Annotated in this window: 26 protein-coding genes and 1 pseudogene; 13 read left to right on the top strand and 14 right to left on the bottom strand. The window is 70.0% G+C overall.

Translation table 11 applies throughout. The features are described 5' to 3' along the window. A partial coding sequence (locus MCHUDSM44219_RS15375; RefSeq protein WP_048419128.1) for a glycosyltransferase family 2 protein occupies positions 1-664 on the top strand: 664 nt, incomplete at its 5' end. Beyond that, on the top strand, positions 661-2,208 hold the full coding sequence (locus MCHUDSM44219_RS15370; protein WP_082162231.1) for a phytoene desaturase family protein: 1,548 nt from the start codon (positions 661-663) through the stop codon (positions 2,206-2,208). The genes MCHUDSM44219_RS15375 and MCHUDSM44219_RS15370, both read left to right, overlap by 4 nt. Here MCHUDSM44219_RS15370 and MCHUDSM44219_RS15365 read toward each other — a convergent pair. After that, positions 2,111-2,797, bottom strand: a complete 687-nt coding sequence (locus MCHUDSM44219_RS15365; RefSeq protein WP_082162225.1) for a CDP-alcohol phosphatidyltransferase family protein — start codon at positions 2,795-2,797, stop codon at positions 2,111-2,113. The genes MCHUDSM44219_RS15370 and MCHUDSM44219_RS15365 overlap by 98 nt on opposite strands. A gap of 45 nt (positions 2,798-2,842) precedes the next feature. On the opposite strand from MCHUDSM44219_RS15365, the gene MCHUDSM44219_RS15360 reads away from it, so the two are divergent. Beyond that, positions 2,843-3,649, top strand: coding sequence for a YhjD/YihY/BrkB family envelope integrity protein (locus MCHUDSM44219_RS15360; protein WP_053081267.1), 807 nt, complete (start codon positions 2,843-2,845; stop codon positions 3,647-3,649). A 12-nt stretch (positions 3,650-3,661) separates the two neighbouring features. On the opposite strand, the gene MCHUDSM44219_RS15355 is transcribed toward MCHUDSM44219_RS15360, so the two are convergent. Together MCHUDSM44219_RS15355 and MCHUDSM44219_RS15350 are read right to left on the bottom strand one after the other, a co-directional pair. Further along, complete coding sequence (locus MCHUDSM44219_RS15355) at positions 3,662-4,306, bottom strand: pyridoxamine 5'-phosphate oxidase family protein (RefSeq protein ID WP_048419096.1); 645 nt, start codon at positions 4,304-4,306, stop codon at positions 3,662-3,664. 26 nt (positions 4,307-4,332) lie between these two features. After that, a complete protein-coding gene (locus MCHUDSM44219_RS15350; protein WP_236695478.1) occupies positions 4,333-5,523 on the bottom strand; it encodes a lycopene cyclase family protein in 1,191 nt (396 codons plus the stop codon). 135 nt (positions 5,524-5,658) lie between these two features. Between MCHUDSM44219_RS15350 and MCHUDSM44219_RS31065 the strand changes: the two are divergent. Both MCHUDSM44219_RS31065 and MCHUDSM44219_RS15340 read left to right on the top strand, forming a co-directional pair. After that, a pseudogene (locus tag MCHUDSM44219_RS31065) lies at positions 5,659-6,208 on the top strand (permease); the annotation flags it as partial. A 585-nt stretch (positions 6,209-6,793) separates the two neighbouring features. Then, on the top strand, positions 6,794-7,411 hold the full coding sequence (locus tag MCHUDSM44219_RS15340) for a dihydrofolate reductase family protein (protein WP_048419095.1): 618 nt from the start codon (positions 6,794-6,796) through the stop codon (positions 7,409-7,411). Here MCHUDSM44219_RS15340 and MCHUDSM44219_RS28455 read toward each other — a convergent pair. Continuing rightward, on the bottom strand, positions 7,398-8,201 hold the full coding sequence (locus MCHUDSM44219_RS28455) for a hypothetical protein (RefSeq protein ID WP_053081264.1): 804 nt from the start codon (positions 8,199-8,201) through the stop codon (positions 7,398-7,400). The genes MCHUDSM44219_RS15340 and MCHUDSM44219_RS28455 overlap by 14 nt on opposite strands. Before the next feature lie 72 nt (positions 8,202-8,273). On the opposite strand from MCHUDSM44219_RS28455, the gene MCHUDSM44219_RS15330 reads away from it, so the two are divergent. Continuing rightward, the gene (locus MCHUDSM44219_RS15330; RefSeq protein WP_048419094.1) at positions 8,274-8,711 is read left to right on the top strand and encodes a VOC family protein; all 438 of its coding nucleotides are present in this window, start codon (positions 8,274-8,276) and stop codon (positions 8,709-8,711) included. Positions 8,712-8,729: 18 nt separating this feature from the next. On the opposite strand, the gene MCHUDSM44219_RS15325 is transcribed toward MCHUDSM44219_RS15330, so the two are convergent. After that, the gene (locus MCHUDSM44219_RS15325; protein WP_048419093.1) at positions 8,730-9,602 is read right to left on the bottom strand and encodes an SDR family NAD(P)-dependent oxidoreductase; all 873 of its coding nucleotides are present in this window, start codon (positions 9,600-9,602) and stop codon (positions 8,730-8,732) included. 31 nt (positions 9,603-9,633) lie between these two features. Continuing rightward, positions 9,634-10,419 carry an SDR family NAD(P)-dependent oxidoreductase gene (locus MCHUDSM44219_RS15320; RefSeq protein ID WP_236695477.1) on the bottom strand — a complete coding sequence of 262 codons (786 nt, stop codon included), beginning with the start codon at positions 10,417-10,419 and terminating at the stop codon, positions 9,634-9,636. Between the two features lie 54 nt (positions 10,420-10,473). Here MCHUDSM44219_RS15320 and MCHUDSM44219_RS15315 point away from each other — a divergent pair, with 54 nt between their 5' ends. Then, positions 10,474-11,055 carry a TetR/AcrR family transcriptional regulator gene (locus tag MCHUDSM44219_RS15315; RefSeq protein ID WP_048419091.1) on the top strand — a complete coding sequence of 194 codons (582 nt, stop codon included), beginning with the start codon at positions 10,474-10,476 and terminating at the stop codon, positions 11,053-11,055. 4 nt (positions 11,056-11,059) lie between these two features. Here the strand turns inward: MCHUDSM44219_RS15315 and MCHUDSM44219_RS15310 are convergent, their stop codons facing one another. The 5 genes from MCHUDSM44219_RS15310 to MCHUDSM44219_RS15290 are packed head-to-tail and all read right to left on the bottom strand — an operon-like array spanning position 11,060 to position 17,814. Next, the gene (locus tag MCHUDSM44219_RS15310; RefSeq protein WP_236695475.1) at positions 11,060-12,529 is read right to left on the bottom strand and encodes an aminotransferase class I/II-fold pyridoxal phosphate-dependent enzyme; all 1,470 of its coding nucleotides are present in this window, start codon (positions 12,527-12,529) and stop codon (positions 11,060-11,062) included. Beyond that, positions 12,504-13,679: an amidohydrolase family protein gene (locus tag MCHUDSM44219_RS15305; protein ID WP_048419089.1), complete on the bottom strand. Its 1,176-nt coding sequence runs from the start codon at positions 13,677-13,679 to the stop codon at positions 12,504-12,506. Before MCHUDSM44219_RS15305 ends, MCHUDSM44219_RS15310 begins: the two co-directional genes overlap by 26 nt. Further along, positions 13,666-14,973 carry an aspartate aminotransferase family protein gene (locus MCHUDSM44219_RS15300; RefSeq protein WP_048419088.1) on the bottom strand — a complete coding sequence of 436 codons (1,308 nt, stop codon included), beginning with the start codon at positions 14,971-14,973 and terminating at the stop codon, positions 13,666-13,668. Before MCHUDSM44219_RS15300 ends, MCHUDSM44219_RS15305 begins: the two co-directional genes overlap by 14 nt. Beyond that, a complete protein-coding gene (locus MCHUDSM44219_RS15295) occupies positions 14,970-16,490 on the bottom strand; it encodes an APC family permease (protein ID WP_109777783.1) in 1,521 nt (506 codons plus the stop codon). The genes MCHUDSM44219_RS15300 and MCHUDSM44219_RS15295 overlap by 4 nt, the downstream gene beginning before the upstream one ends. 16 nt (positions 16,491-16,506) lie before the next feature. Beyond that, the gene (locus MCHUDSM44219_RS15290; protein ID WP_048419086.1) at positions 16,507-17,814 is read right to left on the bottom strand and encodes a type I glutamate--ammonia ligase; all 1,308 of its coding nucleotides are present in this window, start codon (positions 17,812-17,814) and stop codon (positions 16,507-16,509) included. A gap of 126 nt (positions 17,815-17,940) precedes the next feature. Here MCHUDSM44219_RS15290 and MCHUDSM44219_RS15285 point away from each other — a divergent pair, with 126 nt between their 5' ends. Both MCHUDSM44219_RS15285 and MCHUDSM44219_RS15280 read left to right on the top strand, forming a co-directional pair. Continuing rightward, positions 17,941-18,735 (top strand): class II glutamine amidotransferase, encoded by a 795-nt coding sequence (locus MCHUDSM44219_RS15285; RefSeq protein WP_048419122.1) that lies wholly within the window; start codon positions 17,941-17,943, stop codon positions 18,733-18,735. A gap of 5 nt (positions 18,736-18,740) precedes the next feature. Then, positions 18,741-19,601: a MurR/RpiR family transcriptional regulator gene (locus MCHUDSM44219_RS15280; protein ID WP_048419085.1), complete on the top strand. Its 861-nt coding sequence runs from the start codon at positions 18,741-18,743 to the stop codon at positions 19,599-19,601. A gap of 28 nt (positions 19,602-19,629) precedes the next feature. On the opposite strand, the gene MCHUDSM44219_RS15275 is transcribed toward MCHUDSM44219_RS15280, so the two are convergent. Then, positions 19,630-21,054 (bottom strand): GGDEF domain-containing protein, encoded by a 1,425-nt coding sequence (locus MCHUDSM44219_RS15275; protein WP_048419084.1) that lies wholly within the window; start codon positions 21,052-21,054, stop codon positions 19,630-19,632. A 112-nt stretch (positions 21,055-21,166) separates the two neighbouring features. Then, positions 21,167-21,733 (bottom strand): FKBP-type peptidyl-prolyl cis-trans isomerase, encoded by a 567-nt coding sequence (locus MCHUDSM44219_RS15270; protein ID WP_048419121.1) that lies wholly within the window; start codon positions 21,731-21,733, stop codon positions 21,167-21,169. A 66-nt stretch (positions 21,734-21,799) separates the two neighbouring features. Here MCHUDSM44219_RS15270 and MCHUDSM44219_RS15265 point away from each other — a divergent pair, with 66 nt between their 5' ends. The 4 genes from MCHUDSM44219_RS15265 (at position 21,800) to MCHUDSM44219_RS15250 (ending at position 25,956) form a co-directional block, all read left to right on the top strand. Further along, positions 21,800-22,264 carry an SRPBCC family protein gene (locus MCHUDSM44219_RS15265; protein ID WP_048419083.1) on the top strand — a complete coding sequence of 155 codons (465 nt, stop codon included), beginning with the start codon at positions 21,800-21,802 and terminating at the stop codon, positions 22,262-22,264. Positions 22,265-23,095: 831 nt separating this feature from the next. After that, a complete protein-coding gene (locus tag MCHUDSM44219_RS15260) occupies positions 23,096-23,887 on the top strand; it encodes a GAF and ANTAR domain-containing protein (protein ID WP_082162223.1) in 792 nt (263 codons plus the stop codon). Positions 23,888-24,412: 525 nt separating this feature from the next. Next, positions 24,413-25,171, top strand: coding sequence for a Crp/Fnr family transcriptional regulator (locus MCHUDSM44219_RS28985; RefSeq protein WP_162232095.1), 759 nt, complete (start codon positions 24,413-24,415; stop codon positions 25,169-25,171). Positions 25,172-25,266: 95 nt separating this feature from the next. Further along, the gene (locus MCHUDSM44219_RS15250; RefSeq protein WP_236695474.1) at positions 25,267-25,956 is read left to right on the top strand and encodes a GAF and ANTAR domain-containing protein; all 690 of its coding nucleotides are present in this window, start codon (positions 25,267-25,269) and stop codon (positions 25,954-25,956) included. Positions 25,957-25,972: 16 nt separating this feature from the next. Here the strand turns inward: MCHUDSM44219_RS15250 and MCHUDSM44219_RS15245 are convergent, their stop codons facing one another. Then, positions 25,973-26,659 carry a GAF and ANTAR domain-containing protein gene (locus MCHUDSM44219_RS15245; protein WP_048419119.1) on the bottom strand — a complete coding sequence of 229 codons (687 nt, stop codon included), beginning with the start codon at positions 26,657-26,659 and terminating at the stop codon, positions 25,973-25,975. Positions 26,660-26,724: the final 65 nt, after the last annotated feature.

The following is a 26,724-nucleotide window of genomic DNA, read 5'->3' as shown; positions in this document are numbered from 1 at the left end:
GCGCGGCCCGCGCTCGTTGGCGCTCGTCAGCGCCTGGCCGCGGCAGATCGCCGTCGGGGTGCTCGGGCGCCTGGTGCAACCGCTGCTGGCGTGGTCCTGGCTGACCACGCTGCCGGTGCGCCGTGCCGAGCGGTCCCGCCGCCCGTCGATGGCGGTGGCCAACGGGCAGTTCCTCGTGGTCGACGCGGCGGCACTGGCCCGCGCCGGCGGCTGGCAGGCCGTGGCCGGCGAGGTGCTCGACGACATCAACCTGGCGCGGGCGGTGCGCGCGGCCGGCGGCCGGACCGGCGTCGCCGACGGGTCGGCGGTCGCCACCTGCCGGATGTACGCCACGGGACGCGAACTCAGCTCGGGGTACCGCAAGTCGCTGTGGGCGGCGTTCGGCTCACCGGTGGGCGCGGTCGCGGTCGGGACGGCGCTGTGCGTCGTGTACGTCGTCCCCGCGGTCGCGGCGCTGACCGGCTCGCGGGTGGGTGCGCTGGGCTACGCCGCGGGTGTCGTGGGCCGCGTGGCGGCCCGGCGGTGGTGCCGCCGCGGGGGGCTGGGGGACCTGCTCGACGCTGCCGCGCACCCGCTGTCGATCGCGGCGTTGACGGGCCTGCTCGCGTCGTCGTGGGCCGGGCGGTGGCGCGGCACCCTGCGCTGGAAGGGGCGGCCGGTATGACCCGCGTGGTCGTCGTCGGGGCGGGTCTGGGGGGGCTGGCCGCCGCGGCCCGGCTGGCCGCGCTCGGGCACCGCGTGACCGTGTGCGAGGCGGCGCCGACGGTGGGGGGCAAGCTCGGGGTGGTCGAGCGCGAGGGCTTCGTGTTCGACACCGGCCCCTCACTGCTGACGGTTCCCGACCTGCTCACCGACCTGTTCGACGACACCGGCGGTCCGGCGGATCTGACGCTGGCACCGGTCGATCCGGCCTGCGCCTACCGGTTCGCCGACGGCACCGAGATGCTGATGCCGCACGACGGCGCACAGATACCCGCCGCGATCGACGCGGCGCTGGGCCCCGGCGCGGGGGAGTCGTGGCGCCGGCTGCACGAACGATCCCGCCGGCTGTGGGATCTTGTCGCCGAACCCGTTCTGCGGCAACCGATTTCGTTGAGAAAGCTGGCGCGGATGAGCATCCGGCCGGCCGATCTGCGGGCCGTCGCGCCGTGGCGCACCATCGACGGGCTGGGCCGCGGCGCGTTCACCGATCCGCGGCTGCGGATGTGGCTCAATCGCTATGCCACGTACTCGGGGTCCGATCCGCGTCGCACACCGTCGGTGCTCGCGGTGACCGCGTTCGTCGAGCAGGAGTTCGGCGCGTGGTACGTGCCCGGCGGTCTGCGCCGCATCGTCGACGCGCTGGCCCGTCGCTGCTGGGACCTGGGCGTCGAGATCCGCACGGGCACAACGGTGGACGGTCTGCTGATGACCGGGGGACGGGTGAGCGGGGTGCGGTGCGCGGATCGGGAGATCGCGGCGGACGCGGTGGTCAGCGACGCCGATGCGACGCTGCTGTACGGGCGGCTGATCGATCGGACGCCGGCGCGGATCACCCGTGCGTTGCGCCGCGCGCCCCGGTCGATGGCCGGGTTCGTGATGCTGCTCGGCCTGTCGGGCCGCGTACCGGGCGCGGCGCACCGGATCTATTTTCCCGACGACTACGACGCGGAGTTCGACGCCATCTTCGGTCCCGATCCGCGCCCCGTGGTCGACCCGACCGTGTACGTGCACGCCCCCGACGACCCGGCGCTGCGGCCCGACGACGAGTCCGAGGGATGGTTCGTCCTGGTGAACGCACCGGCGCACGACCCGGCGCGCGGGGTCGACTGGGATGCCGACGGGGTCGCCGCGCGCTACGCCGACCGGGTGCTCGACGTGCTGGCCGAGCGTGGCGTGAACGTCCGGCCGCGGCTGCGCTTCGCCGAGATCATCACGCCGGCAGACCTGGAACGCCGCACCGGCGCACCGGGCGGCGCGATCTACGGCACCGCGTCACACGGACCGCGCGCCGCGCTGCGCCGGCCGGCCAACCGCAGCCCGATCCCGGGGTTGTTCCTCGTCGGCGGGTCGGCGCATCCGGGCGGCGGCATCCCGCTGGTGTTGATGTCGGCCGAGATCGTCGCGGGACTCATCGGCCCGGCGGGAACGTCGCCGGCATCGAGCGCCGCACCCCGCGCAGCAACTGGGCCAATCCGACGCATCCGAGAGCGGTCCACACGATCGTGAACATGCCGGCCCAACTCCAGCCCACTGGCGGCACGCCCGCCGGGAACGCCGCCGCGCCGCCGGCGGCCAGCCCGACGACGATGAGGCGGGTGGGTCGCTCGGCGACCGTGACGCATCCGACGCCCGGCATCCCGACCGCCTGGGCGCGGGCCCGCAGGTACTCCAGCAGCAGCACCAGCGTCACCGCGGCCAGCACCCATGCCGTCGGTGCGCCCAGGGCGTACAGCGTGGCACCGAGCCACAGATCGCCGATCCGGTCGGCGACCGAGTCGACGACCGCGCCGAGCGGGCGGGCGCGTCCGGTGCGCAGCGCCACGGCACCGTCGAGTCCGTCGAGGACGCCTGCGAGCAGCACCAGCGGGACGACCGCGACGGGCCAGCCGGGCCCCGCGACCGCAGCCCAGGCCGCTGCCAGCGCCACGACACCCGCCACCGACAGCACGTCCGGCGGTATCCGGGCGATCGGGCCGGACGACAGCACGCGCACGATCCGCAGCCAGCCGCGCACCACCGGCGACGGCTGCACGCCACCGTGCAGCTGCGACCACCCGGCGTCGTCGGCGCCGCGCGCGGGGTCGTCGGATGTCATGAGGCCAGCCTGCCAGCGCGCGCACCGGACGGCGGGGGACATGCCGTGAGTCGGCTGCGCCAGTTCGCCTCCGGTGTGCGGACCACGTTCCCGGGCAGCGATCTCGCCCTGTGGGCGGCGGGCGCGACCTACTTCGGGGTCATCGGTCTGGTGCCGCTGGCCCTGGCGGCGTTGTGGGCCGTCGGCGCGCTGGTGGGGCACGACACCGTCACCACCGCGATGAACGCCGGGATCGACGGGTTGCCCGGCGGTCACGGCACGCCGGAGGCGTTACGGACGCTGACCCGGGTGGCGCTGTCGATGTCGTGGGTGCAGGCGCTGGTGGTGCTGTTCCCGGCGAGCCTCTACGGCGAGGGGCTGCGGCGGGCGTTCGTGCAGATGTCGGCGGCGCCCGACACGCTGACCGGGTGGCGCGGCCGGGCCGGTCTGCTGGGCGTGGCCGCGGTCGCGCCGTTCCTGGTGCTCGCGGTCCTGCTGTCCGCGCCGTACGTCGGTCCGCTGTACGCCGGTGGAGGGTGGTCGACGGTGTGGGGCGTGATCGTCGCCTTCCACATCGTCTGGGTCACGGTGTCGACCGCGCTGCTCGGTGTGTTCGGATTGATCGGTCCGGGCCGCATCGGGTGGCGGGCGCTCGCGGTGGGTGCCTTCGGCACCGGCTCGATCCTGGCGGGTTTCCTGCAGGGATTCGTCCTGTTCCTGGCCATCCCGATCCCGTGGTCGGCGCCGTTCGGCGGGTTGCCGATCGTCGGTGCCGTGACGGCTCTGGCGCTGTGGCTCTACCTCATCCACATCCTCGTGCTGTGCGGGTTCCGCGCCACCGTGGTGCTCGATCAGCTCAACCGCGCCGGGTGAGCGGCCGCCGGGTCAGTCCTTGGCCGCCAGCGCCCGCACCGACTCCGGCACGGGAGTCCCGGCGGGCACATCGGGCGCCGGATGGGGCGCGCCCGCCCGGACCGTCAACGGGACCACCCCGGCCCACGCGCCGCTGGCCACGTCCTCGTCCGGATCCTCCGGCCAACCGTCACTGACCTTCAGTGACCAGTTGTCGGTGCCGATGCCCAGGCGCAGCGCCACCGTGGCCGCGATCTCTTTGCGTGTGCTGGGCCGCAATTCGGCCACCCGGCCGGGGATGAACGCATCGGTCAGCGTCTCGAGATACCGCACCTTGTCGGCGTCGGGGACCGGGCTGAAGGTGCCGAACAGCACGGCACTGCGGTAGTGGAACGACGACTCGAAACCGCTGCGCGCCACCACGATGCCATCGAGGGTGGTGACCGAGACGGCCGCCGGGGCACCCGCGGCGAGTGCGCGCAGCCACGGTGAGCCCGTCGACCCGTGGATCACCAATTCGTCTGCGACACGGGCGAATCCGGTCGGGAAGATGGCGGGGTGACCGTCGCGGATGACGGCGATGGTCGCCAGCGGCGTGCTGTCGAGCAGTGCGTACAACTCCGCGCGGCTGTCGCGCTGTTTCTCCGGCAGCCTGGTCACCCGGGTGGACGGTGTCATGGCGTCAGGCTAACGGCTCCGCCGACTCACGCGGGTGAGCTCTCCCGGTCGTTGGTCTGCAGGGGTGGCAACAGCGCCGGCTTGACGAGGAGGCCGCGCAGCCGACTGTTCGACGCGCGGAACAGGCATGTCATCGCCTCGAGTGTGCCGCGTACGTCGTCGCGGGCGGTGAGGTACGTCCAGCGGTGGGAGTCGGGGAGGGCGAAGAACTGTTCGAAGAAGCCCGGAACGTCGGCCGGGGGCATCCGCAGCAGCGCTTCCAAGCCGACGCGCCGCACGTGGTGCACGACCCGGGCAGGCAACGGCCACACGGTGTTGCGCGCCGCCGCCAGCGCGCGGTCCGGGCCGTCGGGCAGGTGCTCGGCGAACGCGGCGGCCACCTGCGGCGCCAGCTTCAGCGACGCCGCCAGGCTGAACCCGGTCGCGGGGTGGATCAGAGGCGCCGCGGCGCCGAACCCCAGCACACCGCGCGCGCGGTGCCGCGGCTGGTCCACCGGGAACGCCACCTTCTCGGTCGGAACGCCGTCCGGCACGGTGATGCCGTGATGCGCCAGCCGGGCGTAGAGCCGTCGGCGCAGGGTGGACAGGGGCAGACCCGGCCGGCGGGCCAGCGACGTCTCCTCCAACAGCACCCGCCCGCCGCCGAGGGGGACGACGTAGAGGAACGTGGGCCAGCCGGGTTCGCCGTGGTCCTGCCGCCAGTCCATGAACAGGGCCTCGCCGGGTCCGATCAGCGGTGCGGCGACGGCCTCGTCGACGAACACCCCGTAAGCCGTCTGAGCCGCGCGCGTTCGCCGCTGACGGCGGGCGTTCAGCGGCCGCGCCTGGCCGCCCGCGTCGACGATGACCGATGCACTCAGCGCAGACCCGTCGGCCAGGGTGATCGCACCGGCCTCGGCGGCGCCGACCACGCGCCCAGCGCGAACCGTCACGCCGGTCAGCCCGTCGGTGAGGTGGCGCTGCAGGGCGGGCACGTCCAGCACGGCGTAGTCCCAGCCCAGCTGGTGGTCGGTCAGCGCTGTCACCCGGCCGGCGGCGCGTGCTGCCACCACGTCGGCCGGCAGATCGGCGGGCAGTTCGCGGCTCCACATGCCGTACGTCGCGGTCCAGGGGCGGTCAGGGGCGACATCGACCAGGCCAGTGGACAGCCCCAGCCGTCCGCACGCGCCGGCGAGCGCCGTCCCGGCGGGGCCGCCGCCGACCACCAACACGTCCATCCGTCCCATCATCGCCCCAGAAGCTCGTCGAAAGGACACCGAGCGTCGGTTGTCTCGCCCGCGAACGTAGCAGTTCGGCGGGCGCGGGGGTGCTGGGCGAGGATCGGGCGCGGGTGTTCTGGTTGTCTGGATCCCATGGTGACTGCTCGCGGCGCTGCGCCGGTGTCGGCCCGTAGCCGACGAGCGACCGTGGCGGGTGTCGTCGTCACGGTCGTGGTGGCCGCAGTCGGGTTGATCTGGGCCAAGTGGGAGCCGTATCTGGGCAAGGCGTTCGCCGCGGCGCGGACACACGAGTGGACGGGCAAAGACATCCTCGCCGTGGGCGGTGTGCAGGCCGGAGATGCTCCCAGTTGGCACGCGGCGACGACGTTCTTCTCTGCTTACCTCGGCGCCATCTGGCCGGCGTTGGTGGTCGCGCTGGTGCTCAGCGCCTGCGTCCAGGCCTTGCTGCCGCGTACCTGGCCGTCACGGGTGATGAACCGGCGGTCGCCGCTCTCGAGTGCGGCGGTCGGTGGTGTGGCCGGCACCCCGTCGATGATGTGCGCCTGCTGCTCGGCTCCCGTCGCCGTCACGCTGCGGCGTTCGGGCGTGAATCTCGCTGGCGCCGTGGCGTTTTGGCTGGGGAACCCACTGCTGAACCCGGCCGTGCTGGTGTTCCTGGCGCAGATCGGAAGAGCACACGTCTNTCGTCGGGGTCGGGACGGTCGTCGGGGGAGCGGCGCTGGTGGCATTCGTCGCGCGCCGGGAGGCGATCTCCGAGCCGCCCGACGTTGAGCCGGCTGCGGAGGGTGTGCCTGAGTCGCCGGCCGTGGTCCGTTTCGCGTGGGCGCTGCTGCGGCTCTGCGTCGTGCTGGTGCCCGAATACCTCGTCCTGGTGCTGGTGATCGGCGCCGCCCGCGGATGGCTTCTCGAACTCGTGGATCCCGGCCACCGGGGCCTGCTTCTCGTCGTGCTGGCGGCGGTCGTCGGCACGCTGATGGTGATCCCGACGGCCGGTGAGATCCCGATCCTGCAGGGGCTGGCGCTGCTCGGCGTCTCCACCGGTGTGCTGGGCGCTCTGCTCATCACGCTGCCGGCCGTCAGCCTGCCCGGTATCGCCATGGTGGCCCGGAGCTTCGGGCGGCGGGCCACCTGCGCCACCGCTGCGGTGGTCGTGGCGGCCGGCCTGGTGGGCGGCTTCGTGTTGAGCGTTCTGTAGCGACAGCGATGAGTTCACCGGCTGCCCGCGGTCTCACCTTCGATCGATTCCAACCAGTGCAACGGAGGCCCCGTGCCCAGAACCAACCTGTCGATGTCCCTCTCCGCCGACGGCTTCGTCGCCGGGCCGCACCAGGACCGCGACCACCCGCTCGGCGTCGGTGGGGAGCGTCTTCACGGCTGGCACCTGGGCCCCGACAAGGACCATCCCGTCAACCGACAGGTCGTCTCCGACATGATGGACGGCATCGGTGCGACCATCATGGGGCGCAACATGTTCGGGCCCATCCGGGGCGAATGGGGGGACTCCGGCTGGACGGGATGGTGGGGTGAGGAGCCGCCGTACCACTGCCCGGTGTTCGTCCTGACCCACCATGCCCGTGAGCCGGTCGAGATGGCTGGCGGCACGACCTTCCACTTCGTCACCGATGGCATCGAATCCGCGTACGCCCGAGCCGAAGCCGCCGCCGGGGGCAGGGACATCTCGATCGCCGGCGGCGCCTCGTGTGCCCGCCAGGCCATCGCCGCGGGTCTGGTCGACGAGATCGATCTGCAGATCAGTCCAGTGATCCTCGACTCCGGCGAACGGCTCTTCGACGGATTCCACGCCGGCACACCCGAACTCGAACTCGAGCGGGTCCTCGAAGCGCCGGGCGTGGCTCATCTGCGCTTCCGCATCATCCGGTCGTGAAGATCGCCAGCAGCGAGGCGGCCGGATCCGTGGCTGAGGTCAGGGCCGCAGCCAGCGCGGCGGCGGCGGTCGACAGCGCCAGAGCGACCGTGAAACCCAGCGCGGTGCGTCGGCGACGGCGCTTGTCCGGCGCCGTGGCGCGCCACGCCGCCCCGGCACGGAGGCCGGCCGCGGCGAACATCACTGCGAGAACCGAGGCGGTCAGCCCGAGCGCCGACAGATACCGGCGCTGGCTGTCCACGAGCGTGAGCAGCGCGGGTCGCTGCGCGTACGTACCAGTCGCATCGACGAGCCCACTGCGGATCTGCGCCATGACGTCGTGGAGCGCTCCGGGCGGCGGGTCGGCAGGCAGGAGGGGCGTCAACGCAGACAAGGGGGCCGCGGTGGCCTGGATGTTCGCCGCCACGACGACGATGGCGCCCAGCGCCAGGACCGTCGCCGGCATCGCGCATCCCGCGTAGCCGAGGCGCCGGCGACCACCGGCGTCGTCACGCAGGAAACGACTCCACAGGAGGAAGGCGAGCATGCCCGACACCACCGTGAACAGTCCCGAGATGACGATTTTGGTGGCGTGCCAACGGCGCCAAAGATCAATCAGCTCAGTCATTCCGGAGGTCATCGCACCGCTGGGCCAGGTCCACGACGTCACCAGATTGTCCGCGAACGCTGTCGCGAGCGGCGTGTTGTCGCCGATCGTGACGTATCCACCGCCGGCCGCCAGGGGAGGCACCACCACGAAGGCCGCCACCAGCGCCAGCGCCGCGGCGACGAGCCAGACAACTCCTCGCACGCGGCACCTCTCCCCGTCAGGCGGATCACTCTAGTGCCGAGCACCCCCACGGCGTCGGTACCATCCGGGTCGATGGCTATCACATTCGAGAACGTCGGCATCGCGGTCTCCGATCTGGAGGCGACGATCTCCTTCTTCACCGATCTGGGGCTGGAGGTCGTCGGCCGGGACACCGTCCGCGGCGAGTGGACCGACACCGCGGTAGGACTGGACGGCAACCACGCCAAGATCGCGATGCTGCAGACGCCTGACGGTCAGGGCCGCCTCGAATTGTTCGAGTACATCCACCCCGAGGCGATCGCCTCCAAGCCCACGCTGCCCAACGAGATCGGCATGCACCGCGTCGCCTTCTCGGTCGACGATATCGACGAAGCCTTGGCGATCGCCGCCCGGCACGGGTGCCACCCGTTGCGCGGTGTGGCGACCTACCGCGACCTCTATAAGTTGACGTATCTGCGGGGTCCCAGTGGCATCCTGGTGATGCTCGCCCAGAAGCTCACGACGGAGTGACCCCGAGATCCTCTCGTCCTACGTAACGCTGAGCGGATCGAGCTGGGCTGCGGTCGCATCGTCGGCCACGGTCGATCTGCTCAGTGCCTCGAACCGCTCGTCGTCGGCGAGAAGGGCCCGCCCCGCCGCTGTGGCGTAGTCGTAGGCGTCGGGCCCGACCAGAAGCCGAGCCGGCGGCTCGACCATGTCGATGATCTGCAGCACCAGATCGGCGACCTTGGCGGGGTCACTGGCGCCGATGCTGCTGGATCTGCTCATCTGCGCCGCCGCGCCGACCGTGCTCGCGTACTCGTCGCGCACCTCGTCGACACGCATCGACGCACCGGCCCAATCGGTGCGCATGCCGCCCGGCTCGAGCACGGTGACTTTGATGCCCAGCGGAGCGACTTCGGCGGCCAGCACGCCGGAGAATCCGGTGACGGCCCACTTGGCTGACTGGTATGCGGCCAGGCCGGGGCGCGTCAATCGTCCTCCCACCGAGGAGATCTGGACGATGTGACCGGACCCCTGGGCGCGCATGACCGGTATCGCGGCCCGGGTCAGCCGCACGACGCCGAAGAAGTTGGTATCGATCTGGGCGGTGAAGTCGTCGATGTCGACATCTTCGATCGGGGCCATATTCGCATAGCCGGCGTTGTTGACCAGGACGTCGAGTCGCCCGAATCGCTCTACCGCGGAGCCGACGGCGGCGCGGGTCTGGTCGGCGTCGGTGACGTCCAGTTCCACGACGACGAGGCGGTCCGGATACCGGTCGACCAGGTCGGCGAGCGCGGAGGGCGACCGGACGCCGGCAACGACGCGGTGGCCGGCGGCCAGCGCCCGCTCGACGAGGTGGCGGCCGAGGCCCCGGGAGGCACCCGAGATCAAGATGACTTTCGATGGGTTTGTCATGAGATTTCCTTTTCTGTGGGGGTGGACGAAGTCACGAGACGGTGCGGACGACGCCGCCGTCCACGCGGAGGTCGGCCCCGGTGATGTAGTCGGCGTGCGTGCTGGCCAGGAAGGTCACGGCCGCAGCGACTTCCTCGGGTCTGCCGAATCTGCCGACATCGTTCGGGAACCATGCGGTCGACGCGGCCTTCTCGATGTCATTCCACTGGGATCCCCAACCATGCTCGGCCGCGGCCCGGCGAGCCATCTCCTCGGTGGGGCCGGTGCGTATGGCCCCGGGGGCGACGATGTTGGCCGTCACGCCGGTGCCGGCGAGCTCGCGGGCCAAGGACACGGTCACGTTATGGCGCGCAGCGAGACTGGCGCTGTAATGGGGGTGTCCCGCCGCAGGCTGAAGGGCCAGGCCGCCGCCGATCTGGATGACGCGACCCCATCCCCGACGTCGCATGCCGGGCACCAGGTGCTCGATCATCCGAACGCCGGAGATGACGTTGACGCGCATGATCTCGAGCCAGTCGTCCGCACCGAGCTGCGTCCACCGTAGGCCGTCGTAGTAACCGGCGTTGTTGACCAGAATGTCCACCGCACCGGCGGCACCGGCGACCTCGGCGGCCCCTTCCGCGGTCGCGATGTCTCCGATCACGCCGGCCGCGTCACCGCCGGCCAACCGGATCCCGTCCACGACCTGGTGGGTGCGCTGCTCGTCGCGGCCGTGCACCACCACGGAAGCGCCCTCGGCGGCCAGCATCTCGGCGATGGCGCGGCCTAGACCTGTGCTCGATCCGGTGACCAGTGCTCGCTTGTTCGACAATCCCATCTGCATATGTCTACAAATGTAGACTTCTCGTGATTTATTCCACTACCGTGAGGTATGCCGTCTACCGCACCGCGCCGCCGTGATGCGGCGTCCACCCGCGAGGCGATCTTGCACTCGGCCGTTCGCCATTTCGCACGGGCCGGCTATGACGGCGCAGGCGTGAGGGATATCGCCGCCGATGCCGGCTTCACTGCGATGCTGGTCAACCGCTACTTCGGGTCGAAGGAGCAGCTGTTCGTCGAGGCAGTCGAGACCTCCTTTGCGCCAGCGGTTTTCATCGCCGAGAACGCCACAGATCTGGCGCGCCACGTAGCCGCCGCGCTGGTCGCCCATACCGATCCGCGGGCCGATCCACCCGAGCCGTTTCTGATCATGCTGCGTTCACTGTCGAACCCGCGGGCCACCGAGATCGTGCGCGACGCCATCGAACGCCATGTCGGGCGACGACTGGCCCGGCAACTCCGAGGCCCCGGGGCACACCTTCGGGGGGACGTCATCCTGTCGGTGATCTCCGGTGTGCTCCTGATGCGAAGTGTCGTGGGCGCGACCACGCTGGCGCATGCGAAACCGGGTGATCTGCAGGCTCTGCTGGAAGGGGCGTTCACCGCGCTGATCGACGCGCAACCGCGCAATTGACCGATCAGCGCACGGTCGTGACGACGGTCAGCGTCGGATCCGACGCGCTGATCGGGTTGCCCGCGTCGCGCAGCGCCACCAGCAGGTCGATGACGTCCCGCCCGAGGCGCTCGCCCGGCATCACCAGCGGGATGCCGGGCGGGTAGGGGGTGATGGCCTCGGCGGCGATGCGTCCGGCGGCACCGGCCAGTGCGACGCTGTCGGTGTCGGCGAAGAACGCTTCGCGCGGGGTGAGCACCACGTCCGGCCGCACCGCCAGCAGATCGGCGGTCCACCCACCCGCCGTGTCGATATCCCGCTGCCCGAAGTGGACGGATACCTCTTCGAAAGCCGTTGTCAGCCGGTCGAAGTCGTCGGCGGTGTTGCCGATGGTGCTGATGCACAGGATGTGCCCGGTGCCGGCGAGTTCGGGTTGCACACCGTGCACGTGGTTGAGCCGCGCCAGAATCTGCCGTGCGTCGGCGTTCACCGCGGCGGTTCCGATCAGCAGCTTGGTCTCGTCGAGCTGGCACAGACCCGTGCCGGGTCCGGCCAGGTGGTGCGGTCGCAGCACCGTCAGACCCGGGATCTGGGTGAGCCGCTCCGCGGCGGACCGTGCCCGGGCCAGCGCGGCGTCGAGCAGGGCCCGGCCGTCGAGCACCATCTGCCGGCGCGCCAGATCGATCGACGCCATGATCGCGAAGTGCGGGCTGGTGGTCTGCACGAGTTGCAGGGACCGCCGCACCGACGCTTCGTCGAGCTGGGCGGTGTCGACGTGCAGCACGGCGGCCTGGCTCAGCCCGGACAGGATCTTGTGCACCGACTGCACGGTGGCGGCGGCGCCTGACCGCTCGCCCGGGGTGGGCAGCTCCGGGTGGAACGCGAAGTGCGGCGCGTGCGCACCGTCGACGAGCATCCGCGCGCCGTAGCGGCGGCACACCCGGGCCAGTGCGGTGATGTCCCCGGTCGTGCCGTAGTAGGTCGGGTGCAGCACCCACAGGGCCTTCGCGCCGGTCGTCTGGAACGCCGACTCGACGACGCCGGTGTCGAGTCCGTGTGCGACGCCGAACCCGGCGTCCCAGCGCGGCTCCAGCCACACCGGCCGGGCGCCGACCTGCACCAGCCCGGCCAGCACCGACTTGTGGGCGTTGCGCGCCACGAGAACCGGCTCGTCGGGGCGCAGCGCCGTCAGCGCGACGGCGATGTTCCCGCCCGTGGACCCCTGCACCATGACGAAGCTCTGCGGTACGCCCCATGCATCGGCGATCAGCCGTTCCGCCTCGAGGATCGGCCCCGCCGGGCAGTGCAGCGTGTCGGTGTCGGGCAGGTTGTTCAGGTCCACGGCGGCGATGTTCTGCCGCAGCCACGGGTCGAGTGTGCGGCCGCCCTTGTGCCCCGGCGAGTAGAAGGGCGCCTGCCCGCGCTCGACGAACTCGCGCAGCGAGGCGAACAGGGGTGCGCGGGTGTGGTCAGAGCCCATAGACACGTTGGGCATTGGTGACGCCGATCATGTCGACGATGCGGATCGCGTCGGCCTCGGCGCAGTCACCGGTCCGGACCCACTCACCGAGCACCAGCCCCATGGCACGCCGCCACAGTACCGATCCCAGCACGTGGAGTTCCGGTGGACCGAACGCGTCCGACGAGTACAGCTGTTTGGCGAACGGCGCGGTGTCCAGGGCCTCGGCGACCAGTCCGGTGGAGCGGGAGCCCAGGTAGTTGATCGCCAGCCCGACATCGAAGTTCACGTGGTCGAAAGCCTGTGCGAGATAACCGGCTTGGCGGTGGTACGGGTAGCAGTGCAGCAGCAGGAGGGGCACGGGCGGCATGGTTCGCAGCAGCGGCAGCAGGAGCAGGGGATCGCAGCGGTGCAGATCCAGGTCACGATCGCCGAAACCGACGTGCACCTGGATCGGCAGGCCGTGGGCGGCCGCCTCGTGCACACCGAACGCGATCAGCACCGGGTCGTCGATGCGCGGCGAACCCGGCCGCGCCGCGAGGTCCCGAGCGCGGGTCACGACGTCGGCGTCGGCCGGCGCGCTCCAGTCGATGTCGAAGCCGGTGCGGTAGGCCACGATCGTCTTGGTGCCGACGACCGCCGGGTCGTCGGCGGCGCGCGCCAGCGCCGCCCGCATCGCGTCGGGGAAGTCGTCGGGGGCGGTGCCGTCCTCGAGAAGATCCTCGGCGACCCGTTCGAGCCGGATGATCTCCGAGGACTGCCCACCGGCGAGTTCGGCGAGGCGGCCGTGCGGGGTGATCCGGTCGCCCTTGAAGCCGGTGTCGACGATCCAGCGCGACACGCCGGCGGCCGGCAGCATCGTCGTCGCCAGCTCGTCAGGACCGAATTCGCAGCGGCGTTTCCAGTACTGTTCGCCGTCGGCGTGCGTGGGCAGACCGAGAAGTGGTGCGCACCAACGCCGTATCGACAGGCCGAGAGGAGAGTCGAACTGTGTCATCCAGCTCGGCACCGGATCGTTGGACCCCTCGTTGATCGAGAACTCGAACGTGGCCCGGTCGACGGCTTCGGTGAAGGTGCCGTGCACGTGGTGGTCGATGAGGGTGACGGTGCGCAGGTGGTCGGCAAGGCCGGCGGGGACTTGGGCCTCCACGCCGTCGAAGACGTCCTGCAGTTCACCAGCCGGCATACTTCGCGACCTCCTCGGCGTCGACCTTCCCCGCGGCCGCGTCGCCGATCGCCGCCCCGAGGATCTCCGCCGCCTGCATCGCCTGACTCTCGGTGAGCACCAGCGGCGGGGTGATCTCGAGGACGTTCCCGCCGACGTAGTAGACGACCGCGCCCAACTCCCAAGCACGGTAGACCACCGCGGCGGCCAGCCGCGGATCCCGGTCACCCGTCTCGGGATCGACGAGTTCCAGACCGACGGCCAGGCCGCGGCCGCGGACGTCGCCGATCCGGTCACCGCCAGGGGAGTCGGCCAGACCGCGCAGCGAATCCGCGAGTACCGCACCGACGGTGGCAGCGTTCTCGACGAGCCCGTCGGAGACGATGGTCTCCAGGACTGCCCGGCCCGCGGCGGTGCACACCGGGTTGCCGGCTGTGGTCAGCAGCGCCGCGGCGGGCGGGTTGTCGAGGATCTCGGCGGGTCCGACCGCGGCTGACAGCGGCAGCCCGCCGCCGATCACCTTCCCGAACGTGACGATGTCGGGCACCACGCCGTCGTGCTCGAAGGCGTGCAGGGTGCCCGGCCGGCCCAGCCCCATCTTGACCTCGTCGCAGATCATGGGCACGCCGTGGCGCCGGCACACCTCGTGCAGCTGCGCCAGGAAGCCGTCCGGGGGTACCACCAGACCGCCGTCGGACAGGATCGGTTCGACGATCAGGCACGCGACGCGACCGCCGCGCAGATGCTGATCAGCCAGTTCCAGGCAGGCTGTCACATCGGCCTCGACACCGTCCGGCCCGGGACGGAACGGGTTGGGATAGGGCAGGAAGACGGCGTCGGGGTCGGCGGGCGCACCGGCGTCGACGTGCACGCCGGAGACGCCCATCGCGAGACCGACCCCGCCGTGGTAACTGTGCTCGAACGCGACCACGGTGCGCCGCCCGGTGGCGTGCCGGCATGCGCGCAGCGCGACGTCGTTGGCGTCCGAGCCCGCGTGCCCGAGGTAGACACGGCGTTCACCGTCGCCGGGCACCAGCGCGAGCAGGTCTTCGGCCAGGCCGACCGAATCGGGGTGCACCGCCGACAGTCCGCCGGAGCCGGGCGCGTTCCGGATCGCGCGGCTGACCGCCTCGACCACCGCGGGGTGACCGTGCCCCAGCCCGGACGCCGTCCACGTCGCCGACAGGTCCAGCAGCTCACGGCCGTCGGGGGTGGTGAGCAGGCACCCGTGGCCGGACTGCACCTCCAGCGGGAAGAACCGCAGCTTCTCGATGCCGGCGATGACGGCCGCGTCGCGGGCGTAGAGCGTGCTCACGCGGGTCGGGTCGGCTCGGCTGCACCGGCGCCGCGGGGGGCGAGCTCCAGTTCTACGGCCAGCGATTCGCCGACGCGCTTGGCGATGCCGGACAGCGCCACCGCGATGACCAATCCGAGCGCACACCAGTAGAGGCCGAGCAACGGTGCGGCCGACCAGCTGTCGGCGTCCTTGACGTTGAACCACAGCACGGTGACGATCACGACGGCACCGAGCAGGGGGAGCACCAGGCCGGGAACCCTGCCCGTGCCGCCGTGCACCGATCCGAACTTCGGAGCGCCGACGAAGTAGGCGGCCGCGAGCTCGACGAGCAGGTAGCACACCATCAGGCACACGGAGCCGGCGACCGCGAACAGGAAGTAGGTGTTGATCGCGGCGTTGCCGGTGCCCATGTCGGGCCAGCCGAGCGCCCCGCAGATCAGGTCGACCACCAGCGCGACGACCACCACCAACCAGGTCGCCCGGCGCGGACCGCCGGTGTCGGCGTGGATGTGCGCCAACGCTTTCGGGCCGAATCCGTCGCGGCCGAAGGCGTAGAGCATGCGGCCCGACGTCGCCGAGGTCGCCAGGTGGCAGCCGAACGCCGACACGATCGCGGTGAAGATGATCACGAGCGAGAACCACTGGCCGATGTAGGTGCCGCCGAGATCGCCGAGCGTGTTGCCGGAGCCCTGGAACGCCTCGAGTCCCGCTGCGTCGGTACCGAATCCGACCACCTGGGCGAACATGACGACGACGAACAGCACGCCGGTGAGGATCAGCGTTCCGGCCAGCGCGCGGGGGATGTTGCGTTTCGGGTCATCGGTCTCCTCACCCATCGACGCGCACGCCTCGAATCCGGCCCAGGACAGGAAGGCCGCCACCACACCGGCGAGCACCGCCGACGCGGAGACGCCGCCGGAGAAGGAGAACACCGAGAAGTCGATACCCGTCGCGGGGGCGCCGCCCTGGGCGAAGATCGCCACCACGAGCACGATCATCGCCAGGATGCCGATGCCCTCGATGGCGAGCAGGATCTTGGCCAGCAGCTGAATGTCTCTGCCGGACAGCAGGAACGAGATGACGGCACCGATCACCACCACCAGCAGCCAGGGCACCTGGTAGGGGTTGTCGTTACCCGGCTGCAGGGCCGCGATGAACGAGTTCACGAAGGCCGCGGTCAGGGCCAGCGTGCCGATCGAGAACCCCCAGTAGGCACCGAGCATCGCGAAGCCGGAGAAGAACCCGGTGCGCGGTCCGATGGTCCCGCCCACCAGCCCGTAGGCCGATCCGGCGTGGTTGAGGTGCCGGGTGAGCCGCACAAAGCTGTAGCCGACCAGCGAGACGCCGACCAGGCCGATGAGGAAGACCAGCGGGATCGACTTGCCGACGGTGCCGATCAGACCCTGGCCGTTGCCCGACATGGCCAGGGTCGGGCCGACCAGCGCCACCGACAGGGCGAGCGCGACCCAGAACGGCAGTCGGCGGTGCGGGATCTGATCGGGGTGCTCCGAGAACATCGGGGTCTCTGGCGCCATGGGGTTCTCCTTCACTTCAGCAGGTCCACGCGAGCCGGAGGGCGTCGCAGATCTGAGCGGGGGTCATATCGCCGAAGGTGGTGCATTCGTAGCGGCGCACGGCGACAAGGGCGTCGACGATGTCGGGGGTGAGCAGTTCGGCGGCTGCGGCGGAGGTCTCCATCGCGTCGAGTGCGTCGCGCTGGGCGAGGGGGAGCGGACGGGTCGGAACGCCGGACTGCGCCGGGTTCTCCGGGATCTCCTCGGGCAGGTCGAGGCTGCGGTCGATCCCGCGCAGCGCGCTGCCGAGGAATGCCGCGGCGGCCAGGTAGGGATTGGCGCTGGGGTCGATGAGTTTGAGCTCCATGTTGGCCCCGTGCGGGTTTCCGGGGGTTGCGGCGATGAACCGCACCGCGGCTTCCCGGTTCTCCAACCCCCAGCACGCCGTGGCCCCGGCCCAGTTGCCGGGCTTGAGCCGCAGCGCCGACACGGCCGATCCTGCGTAGAGCCCGATGAGGTCGGGAAGAATGTCCAGCACCCCGGCGATGGCGGCCGCGCCGCCGGCGCGCAGCCCCCGCGGACCGTCTCCGCCGGACAGCAGCGGCCCGTCGCCGTCGGACAGGGACAGGTGCAGATGCGCGCCGTTGCCGGCGGCACCGTCGAAAGGCACCGGCGAGAACGAGATTCGCAGCCCATGGCGCGCGGCGGCCCGGCTGAGCACGATCCTGGCGAGGATGACCGCGTCGGCCGCCGCCACGGGCGTGTCGGGTGCCAGCGAGATCTCGAGCTGGTCGTGACCGTACTCGGTGTGCAATTGCTCGACCGGCAGGCCGGCGCGTTGCGCAGTGGCGGCCAGGTCGACCAGGAAGGCCGACCGGTCCAGCGAGGTCCTGATGCCGTAGGGCGACCACGGTTCGGTGGTGGCGGGACCGCCGTCCGGCGCCAGCATCGTGCATTCCAGTTCCGCGCCCATCCGGACGTCCAGGCCGCGGTCGGCCGCAGCCCGCTCGGACCGGGCGAGCAGCGTGCGGGTGCACAGGGCCGCCGGCCGGCCGTACTGGTCGTGCAGCGATCCGGGCGCCCAGCCGACACCGTCCTCGACGACCCGGAGGTCATCGGGATCGATGCGGATGCGCAGGTCACCGGCCACACCGATGGTCGGGGTGAACGCGATACCGCTGTCCACGCAGAACACACTCCAGGAGGGGGAGACCCCCATCCCCGAACGCGCGAAGGCGTCCAGCCGCGAGGCGGGCACGTACTTGGCCCGGGTGACGCCGGCCAGGTCGGTCACCGATCCGGCGACGATGGCCACGCCTTCAGCACGCAGGTCGGGGTGTCCCATGGGCAACGAACTTCCTCCAACGGTGGGTGTCATGTTCACGCTATGTCATAAATGTTTCAGCGTCTTTAATTCTCGACCTTTATGATCGATTCATTAGATCGTGTCGTCGGGTGAACGGAGATGCGGATGTGTCGTCTGCTGGGTGTCGCGTCGGTGTCGCCGACTTCGGTGGCCGACACCGTCGGCGACACGGTGCTCGCGGACTTCCTGGCGCTGACCAAGATTCACGGCGACGGCTGGGGGGTGGCGTCAGTACTCGACGTCGATGATGCTCCGCGCGTGGAGGTTTCCGCTGACAGCGCCCTGGAGGATCCCCGCTTCGGCACCGCCACGAAAGAGGCCGCGCGGGGGTCGGTGGTCCATCTGCGATGGGCGACCAATGGGCTCGCCGTGCAGCCGGAGAACTCGCATCCGTTCGCCGCCGACGGGGTGGCGATGGCCCACAACGGGTCGATAAAACCGATCGGCGCCCTCGAGGCGCTGCTCGAACCCAGCGTCGCGTCGACGCTGCGGGGCACTACCGACAGTGAGCGCTACTTCGCGTTGTTGCGCCAGCACCGCGCGGCCGCAACGGATCTCGTCGAGGCGGTGCGGCGGGCCGTCGCCGAGTTGCGGCACCTCTATCCCGACGCGAGCCTCAACGCGCTCCTGCTGGGGGAGGGCCAACTCATCGCCGTGCACGCCCACGCCAGAAGTCGGCTGCTCGACGAGGACATCGAGGAGATCAGCGCCACCGACCTGCCCGCTGAGCATCTCGAGGACTACTTCTCGTTGCGGATCGCACGGCCCGACGAGAACACCGTGGTGATCGGCTCTACCGGCTTCGGTGATCTGACGTGGAGCCCGCTGCCGGCCGAGAGCGTTGCGTCGGTGTCGCTGGCGGACTTGTCGGTGACCGTCGTGCCGATCATGGCAGATTGATCGGCATGGACGAACGCGGCGAGACGGTGGCGGCCCGCACCAACGCTGCACTGGCCGGGCTCAGTCGCGCCGAACGCCGGGTGGGCCGCGCGCTGCTCGCCGATTACCCCAGCGCCGGATTGGCCAGTGCCGCACGCCTCGCCGAGCGCGCCGAGGTGAGTGCGCCGACGGTGCTGCGGTTCGCGCAGTCGCTCGGCTACGACGGGTTCACCGATCTGCAGGTGGCGTTGCGGGCCGAATTGACCCAGCAGTCCAGCGGACCGTTGACACGGCTGGCCGACGCTCCGCCGGCAGGCAGTCCACTCGACCGTCTCCTGCATCAGGCGCGCGCCCAGAATGCCTGTGCCGAAGAGACATTGGCGCGGCTGCCGGCGCCGATGCTCGAGGCCGCGGTGGCGCTGATGGCCGACGCGTCGCGCCCGTTGCACCTGCACGGCGGCCGGTTCTCCCATCTGCTCGCCGTGCACCTCGCCGCCCATCTCGAGCAGCTGCGCCCGGGGGTGCGGCTGCTGTCGGATCCGAAGGGCAGGGATCTCGGCACGATGATGGACCTCACCCGGCGAGATGTCGTGGTGCTGTTCGACTATCACCGGTATCACCGCAGCGCCGCCGAGCTAGCCGCCGACGTGCACCGGGCCGGAGCGACGCTGCTGCTGATCACCGATGACATGGCGTGTCCCGTGGCGCCGGACGCCGAGGTGGTGCTGGCCGCGTCGAGCACCGTCGGCACGGTGTACCAGAGCATGTCGGCGGGGTTCCTGCTCACGGAGGTGCTGATCCCGTTGGTGATGGACGCGATCGGGGAGCCGGCGCGGACGCGGATGGCGCTGTGGGAGGAGCGTCGCCGCAACGAGGTGCTGCCGTGAACCGGACTCCGCCGACTCCTCGACCCCGCTAGTCGCCGACCGCCCTGAGCACGGTGTCGGCGAAGACGACGACGTCGTTGCGGCCCTGCCGCTTGGCGCTGTAGACGGACGCGTCGGCCGACATCATCAACTCGTCGAGGGTGTGACGGCCGGCGTAGCCGGACACTCCGATGCTCACGGTGCTGCCGTCGGCGCCGAAGTCGGCGCGGGCGCGCTCTTCCTGACGCCGGCGGATCTCCTCGGCGAGCGCGCGCGCCCGTTCGACGCTCACTCCGGGCAGGAGTGCCGCGAACTCCTCGCCCCCGACTCGGCCGATGATCGCTCCGCGCGGATCGTCGCGCTGAGCCGAGCCCAGCACGTCGCGCAGGATTGCGCTGAACTCCACCAGCGCCTGGTCGCCGGCGCGGTGCCCACGTCGGTCGTTGAGCAGCTTGAAGTGGTCGAGGTCCATCATCAGAAACGCCGTCGGCATCCCGGTCGAGTCACCGTGGGCCAGCAGTTCCTGCGCCCGGGCCGCGAACTCGCCCCGCCGCAGCACGCCGGTCAGGTCGTCGCGGGTGGTCGCCTGCCGGATCTCGTCGAGCAGACGGCGCCGCTCGGCAGTCGCCGCCGCCACGAGCAGAGGGCCGAGCGCGAGAAGGGCCAGCGCTATCTGGGTGGTGGTGCTCACCGGTGCCGGCGCCGCACTGGCGCCGACCCCGACCGACAGCGCGAGCATCGTGATCGTGGAGGTCATCACCATCAGCGCAGTGGCGAACATCCGGCCGCCCAGTGCGCACGCCATCAGCGCGGGCATGGTGAAGGCCACCGCACTGCCGCTGTCTCGCATCAGCCAGGCGACGACGAGCAATCCGATCAGCAGCGTCCAGGGCGTCGCGACGGTTCTCAGCGCCGACACCGCCCCGGTCCACGTTGTCAAGCGCCACCGGCGGACCGTGAGGAGGGCGGGCAGCAGGCAGGCGTAGTTCACCAGATCGCAGGCGAACCAACTGAGCCACCCTTCGGGCCAGGTGCCGCCGAAAGAGCTGACGGCGACCGTGGCGCCGATGACGGCGCCGACCGCGCACCCGGCGACGCACCCCGACGCCAACCTGACGACGGTCGACGGCGTCGCCACGCGAACGTCGGCGACGTCGAGACGGACCAACACCAGCAGGGCAACGAAGACCCCGGCCAGATTGGCGACGGCCAGCACGACCGCGGGAGTCGCGGCGGTGCCCTGCGAGAGATCCGCTGCCACATACCCGACCGCCGCCGCGCTCCACACCTCGAGATGGCGACGTGCTGCGCGGTGGCGGATCAGGACCGCGAGCAGGATGGCGTTCGCAGGCCAGAGGACCGCGAGGGACTCCGGGAGGCGGCTGTCGATCCCGGCAACCGATGCGGTGAAGATGACGACGCCGACCGCCAGCGCCCGCACCGCGCGGGTGCCGGCGAAACTGGCTAACGTCACGGTACGGAATAGTAGCCAGTCGAAGCCGGTTTTACACCTGGTGTGACAGCTGTGGCAAAGCCAGCTGCCATCGGGTGCGCTCTCGGCGCGACGCCGACGACCTCGCGGCCCGTCAGCCGGTGACGTCGAGGATCTTGATCGCGAACACGAGCGAGTCGCCGGGCAGGATGCCGGCCGCGGGTTGGCCGGCGGGATACCCGTCCGCGGAGGTCATCGCCACTGCCACGGTGGAGCCGACGTTCTGGCCGGCGATGGCCTTCTGGAAGCCGGGCACCACACTGTCGAGGGGGAAGTCCACCGGGGTGCCGCGTTCGTAGCTGCTGTCGAACACCGAGCCGTCGCGGCCGTTGACGCCCATATAGCAGACCGACACGGTGGCGGTGTTCGCGACGACGGGTCCAGAGCCGGCCTGCAGGGTGTGCACCTGCGTCTCGGGAACGCTGAAAGGCGGCGTCACGGTGACCACGGGTGCCGCGGTCTCGGTCGATCCGGTGACGGCGACGCTGCCTGTCGCGCCCGGCAGCGTCCACTCCGGCGTGCCGGGGTTCTGCGGCGCTGCGGTCGGGCAGGCCGGCGCCTGCGCCTCCGACGAGGGCGCGGACCCGCAGGCGGTCAGTGCCGCGGCAGACACGGCACAGGCGGCGAAGGCGAACGAGGACGGCAGGCTCCGGAATTTCACCGCCGCCACGCTACCGCCGCCGGGGGCAGGTTTGGGCACGGGCCGGGTGTGGGCACTGTGGGAGTCATGAGCGACGACAAGAAAGTCACGGTCGAACGAACCATCGACGCACCCGCTGACGCCGTCTTCGACGTGCTGTCCAATCCTCAGCGGCATCCCGCGCTCGACGGATCCGGGTTCGTCCGCAGCGTGGATCACGCCGACCGGATCCAGAAGGTCGGGGAGGTGTTCACGATGAACATGCAGGGCGACCACATGGGCGGGGAGTACAAGACCGACAATCACGTCTCCGGGTACGTCAAGGACAAGCTGCTGGCATGGAAGACCGCACCCGCGGGAACCGAGCCGCCCGGCTGGGAGTGGTTGTGGGAGTTGGAACCTCAGGGTCCGAACGCGACCCTCGTCCGCCACACCTATGACTGGTCCAAGGTCACCGACAAGGATCTGCTCCAGAAGGTGAAGTTCCCGCTGGTGACCGAGGATCAGCTCAGCGACACGTTGAGTCGGTTGGCGGCCGAGACGTCGTCCTGACGCCCAGCCATCGAGCCGCGGTGGGTATCGCGTCGGCGAAGTCGGCGGGGCGCTCCCGGGGGAGGTTGTGACCTGCGTCGACGACCCGGTGCTCGTGACGCCCGGTGAACATCGGCGCGTGGTCGGCCGTTCCCCCGGGTTTGAGAGGTCGCGCTTGCCGTCCAGCGTGACGGTGGGCGCCGGTACCCCGACAGGCTCTCGCGGCCCCGGGACGTCTGGAACAGATGCTGGTACCAGGCGACGTGTTCGTTCGTGCCCACGCGTAGCCCGCCACCAACGGGCGGTCGAGGCCGAGCGCGGCGATGATCTGGCGTAGATCGTCGGCCAGCGCCGCCTGCTCGCCGGAGCGCAGAGTGTCGGCGGCGAAAAAATGAGTGGCCCGAACCCGCGGGTGTACGGGCGAATCACGCGGGCGCCCTCGCGCACGAGTCTGAGCGCCACGTCGTCGAAAGCGTGGACGTGGTAGGGGAATCCGTGGCACAGCATCACCGGCCAACCGTCAGCGGAGCCGTCCTCCACATTGCCGACCCGGAGGCTATCGGTGTCCGCGTACCTCGGCAAGGCACCCTACGTCGGCACGGGGAGTGGAGCACACCAGCCGATCCACAGACCGGCAGATGAATTCACGCTCGCGATGCGTGCATCGAGTTCGTCGATCTTCCAGGAAGATTCGCCGACCAGTGGTCGTCGTGGGCTCGCACATCGCGACATGCCGATCACCCGCACTCGCCGATGTGAACCCACAGCGCGGAAGCAGCGATAGTGTCCGGAGGTACAGGTGCAGCAGCACCGGGTGGTCCAACCTGGTGACCCAGCGACTCAGGGAGCGAGATGCCCGATCCTCGCCAGGAACACACCCGAGCTGGTGATGGCGTGGGAGCTCCGGAGTCGGTCAGTGACGACGAACACGATCTGAACGCCGGGCTGGCGGGATTGTCGCTCCTGATCACCGGGAGTCAACCGCTGGAGGTTTTACTGACGCGGGTGGCGGACCTTGCGGTGCGGGCCATCCCTGGTGCCGACGGGGCGGGCGTGGCGATGCACGAGAACGGTGTCCTTTCCACCGTGGTGGCCAGTGCGCCGTTCGTGCGCGACATCGATGACATCCAGTACGGCCTCGGAGAAGGGCCCTGCGTCAGCGCCACCGCGCATCGGCGCGTGTTCGTGACCGGATCCCTCGGCGGTGAACAGCGACGGTGGCCACGATTCGGTCCGCGCGTGGGACGCCTCGGCGTGCACAGCGCGCTGTCTCTGCCTCTGCTCGTGTCCGATGAGGTGATCGGCGCGATCAATGTGTACGCCCACGCCAAAGACGTCTTCGATGAGAACGCAGGACAGTTCGGCGAGCTGTTCGCCGCGTCTGCCGCCGTTGCCGTGCACAACGTCAGGGTGCTGCACCAGGCCGAACGGCTGACCCGCCAGCTTCAGGTGGCGCTGACCAGCCGCGCGATCATCGACCAGGCCATCGGCATCATCATCAGTCGCAGCGGCGGTACCGCCTCGGAGGCCTTCACCGCGTTGCAGAACATGAGCCAGCGAGAGCACGTCAAGCTCGCTGTGGTCGCCGCGCAGCTTGTCGATGAAGCGGCCGCCCGAGCGCGTGCGCGTCACAAGCAGCGTTGAGCGGGCTTCCCGATGGACAACCCTGCGGCCGGTCAACTCGCCTGGTAGCGTGGCGTGCGCTAGAAACTTAGCCGTTCCGGAACTCGACAGCCGTCCGCCGCCGTCGTAACCGAGCTTCAGCTCACGCCGGACACACGGGCGACATCCATGGACAGAAGTCACTATGCTTCGTGTTCTCTGCCCGCCGCGGGCGTCGATGGCACCTGTATTCACCCTGGCCTCCGCCCTTCGCTGGCTGGGCCAGGAGTGTTCGAGCCCTTGTTGTGCAACACTATTGGGCGCATCGCCCGCCTCGATGTGGTTCGTCTGGGCGGACAGGCGATGTCCGGGCTCGCCTCCTCACACGGTGGTCGTGGTCGATCCCGCCGACTCCGCGATGAGCGCCGTCGAACTCGCCGCCCACCTCGCCGTGATCAACGACTGCCTGCGACACGAGGCCAATTGTGTCGATTGTGCGCCGAGGGCGATCACAGCAGCAGGCATCGTGGCTGCGCCACAACCGCGATGAGTTCCGCACAGGGCCCCGTGGCCTTCGCGGAGAGCAGAGCTGGTCCGGCTCGCGACAGCGTGACGCGGATCGTGTCCGGAGCGGCCATCTTCGAGGGGTGCCGCCCCGGCGATGTGATCGCGGCAATGCAGCTGTTTCACCCGCCGGTGGTCCTGAGGCGCCGCGACATCGTGTTCACCGAGGGAGACCCCGGCGATGCGATTTATCTGGTGGTGGCCGGCCGCATCAGATTGAGCCGACGCACTGCCGGTGGTCGAGACTGCCTGACTGCAGTCTTGGGACCGTCGGATGTTTTCGGCGAACTGGCCGTGTTCGATCCGAGCCCGCGCACGGTCACCGCGACAGCGACATCGAACACGATCTTGTTGGCCATGGATCGCGTGGCGATGCACACCTGGATGCGGGAGCGTTCCGAGCTGGCCGAACTTCTGCTCACCGCGCTGGCGCGACGTCTGCAACGCACCGAGGAGAACGTCGCCTATCTGTGCTCCGCAAGCATCGCAGTCAGGCTCGCCGTTCAGCTCCTGACATTGGCCGATCGATTCGGTGCACCGAAGGGCCGCACCATCCACGTGGGTCACGGCCTGACCCAGGACGACATCGGACAGCTTGTCGGCTCGTCGCGGGAAACGGTGGGCAAGATCCTCACCGATTTTCGCCGGCGGGGATGGATCACGGTGACCGGAAAGCACATCACCATCACCAACGCCGAAGACCTCGGTCGGATGGCGGGAAGTCCCCCCTGGCCGCCAGCAGCACGAACAGTCACCGTTTGAGAGTCGAACGTCAGGAGTATCACGCCATCACCGCACACACAGACGTCTTCGTCAACACCCGCCTCCTCGAGACGGTCGTATCGCTTGTGGACAGGGTGCTCGTCGACTTCGACATCGTCGAGCTCCTCACCGATCTCACGCGAAGCTCCACGGAGATTCTCGGCAAGCAGACCGGTTTGCTCGTCGCCGATCCGGATTCAGATTTGCACCTGATGGCGGCGTCGTCTGCACAGCCGGGCGCGGTCGAACTCTTCCGGCTGGCGGCACAGGAGGGACCCTGCCGGGACTGCTACACCAGCGGCAGTGTCATCGGTGTCGACGACGTTCGCGCTGCGACAGATCGCTGGCCGCGATTCGTCGCGGCCGCAGGGGAATTCGGATTCTCGTCGATGCACGCCGTTCCCATACGCGGTGGCGAGACGGTGCTCGGCACACTGGGACTCGTCAGCGACGACGGGGGCATGGACGACGCTGACGTACTGATGGCGCAGGCTCTTGCTCGAATCGCCGGAATGGCACTGCTGCGGCAGCGCGGGCCGGACTCCTCCACTGCCGCGCCGCGTCTGAACTCTGCGCTGGCGGGACAGCACGCGGTCGAAAGGGCGAAGGGATTCCTACGTGGCACTCTGGATGTGACCCCCGATGAGGCGTTCACCCTGCTGCGAACCTACAGCCGCGAGCACGGTGAGTATCTCACCGACCTCGCGCGCCGTCTCGTCACGGACCGCCTCGTGCGTCCCGCCATGATGGCAGAATTCGCCGCCATGTTGGGGCGCAACAGATGACGCCGGCACGGCACGGTTACGGGTGATCGATGATCTGCCTGGCGACATCGATCAACTTGATGTTGGAGTCCTGTGACAAGCGGGCGATCAACTCGAACGCGCGCACCGCATCGACTTTGTACCTCTCCATGACCATGCCTTTGGCCTGACCGATCAGGTCGCGAGAGGCGAGTGCGCTGCGAAACTGCGCGTTGCGCCGAAACATGCTCCACGCCAGAGCAATATGGGTGGAGTAGATCAGACCAAGCTCGAGGGATTCCCGTTCGAACGCGCGCGGACGCTCCGAGTAGAAGTTGAGCGCCGCGAGCACGCCGTCGCCGACGGACAGCTCGAAAGCGAGTACCGACCGGACTGGGGTCTCGGTGAGCGCAGCACTCCGGTACCGGGGCCAGCGTTGTTCGGTCTCCATGTCGTCGATGCGAACGATGTGGTGATCCCAGGCCGCCGAAATGCACGGGCCCTCTTGGTGGCGCTGCTGGATTTCGTCCAGCAGCGCGGCGACGCCGTCGGTGGCGGCAGCGGTGCTGATTCCCCGAGACCGACTGGCCATGGTCATCCCGGCATAATCGGCGCCGGTGACGTTGCGGACAGCCGCCGCAATGATTTCGTGCAACCCGGACTCCATCGGCGCCTCGCGACGCTGCTGCTCACCGACGAGCGCGGCGAGTTTCGCGACGATCTCGCGGTGCTCGTCGTCGGCCATCATCGGCACTTCCCCTCGGCGTCGCCTGTCCCGACGATACCGGCACGTGCGGCAGACATGTCGCG

This window comes from Mycolicibacterium chubuense (genome assembly GCF_001044255.1).
GTDB lineage: Bacteria > Actinomycetota > Actinomycetes > Mycobacteriales > Mycobacteriaceae > Mycobacterium > Mycobacterium chubuense.
Note: the sequence above shows the minus strand (reverse complement) of the source record. Positions and strands in the feature narration are given on the sequence as shown.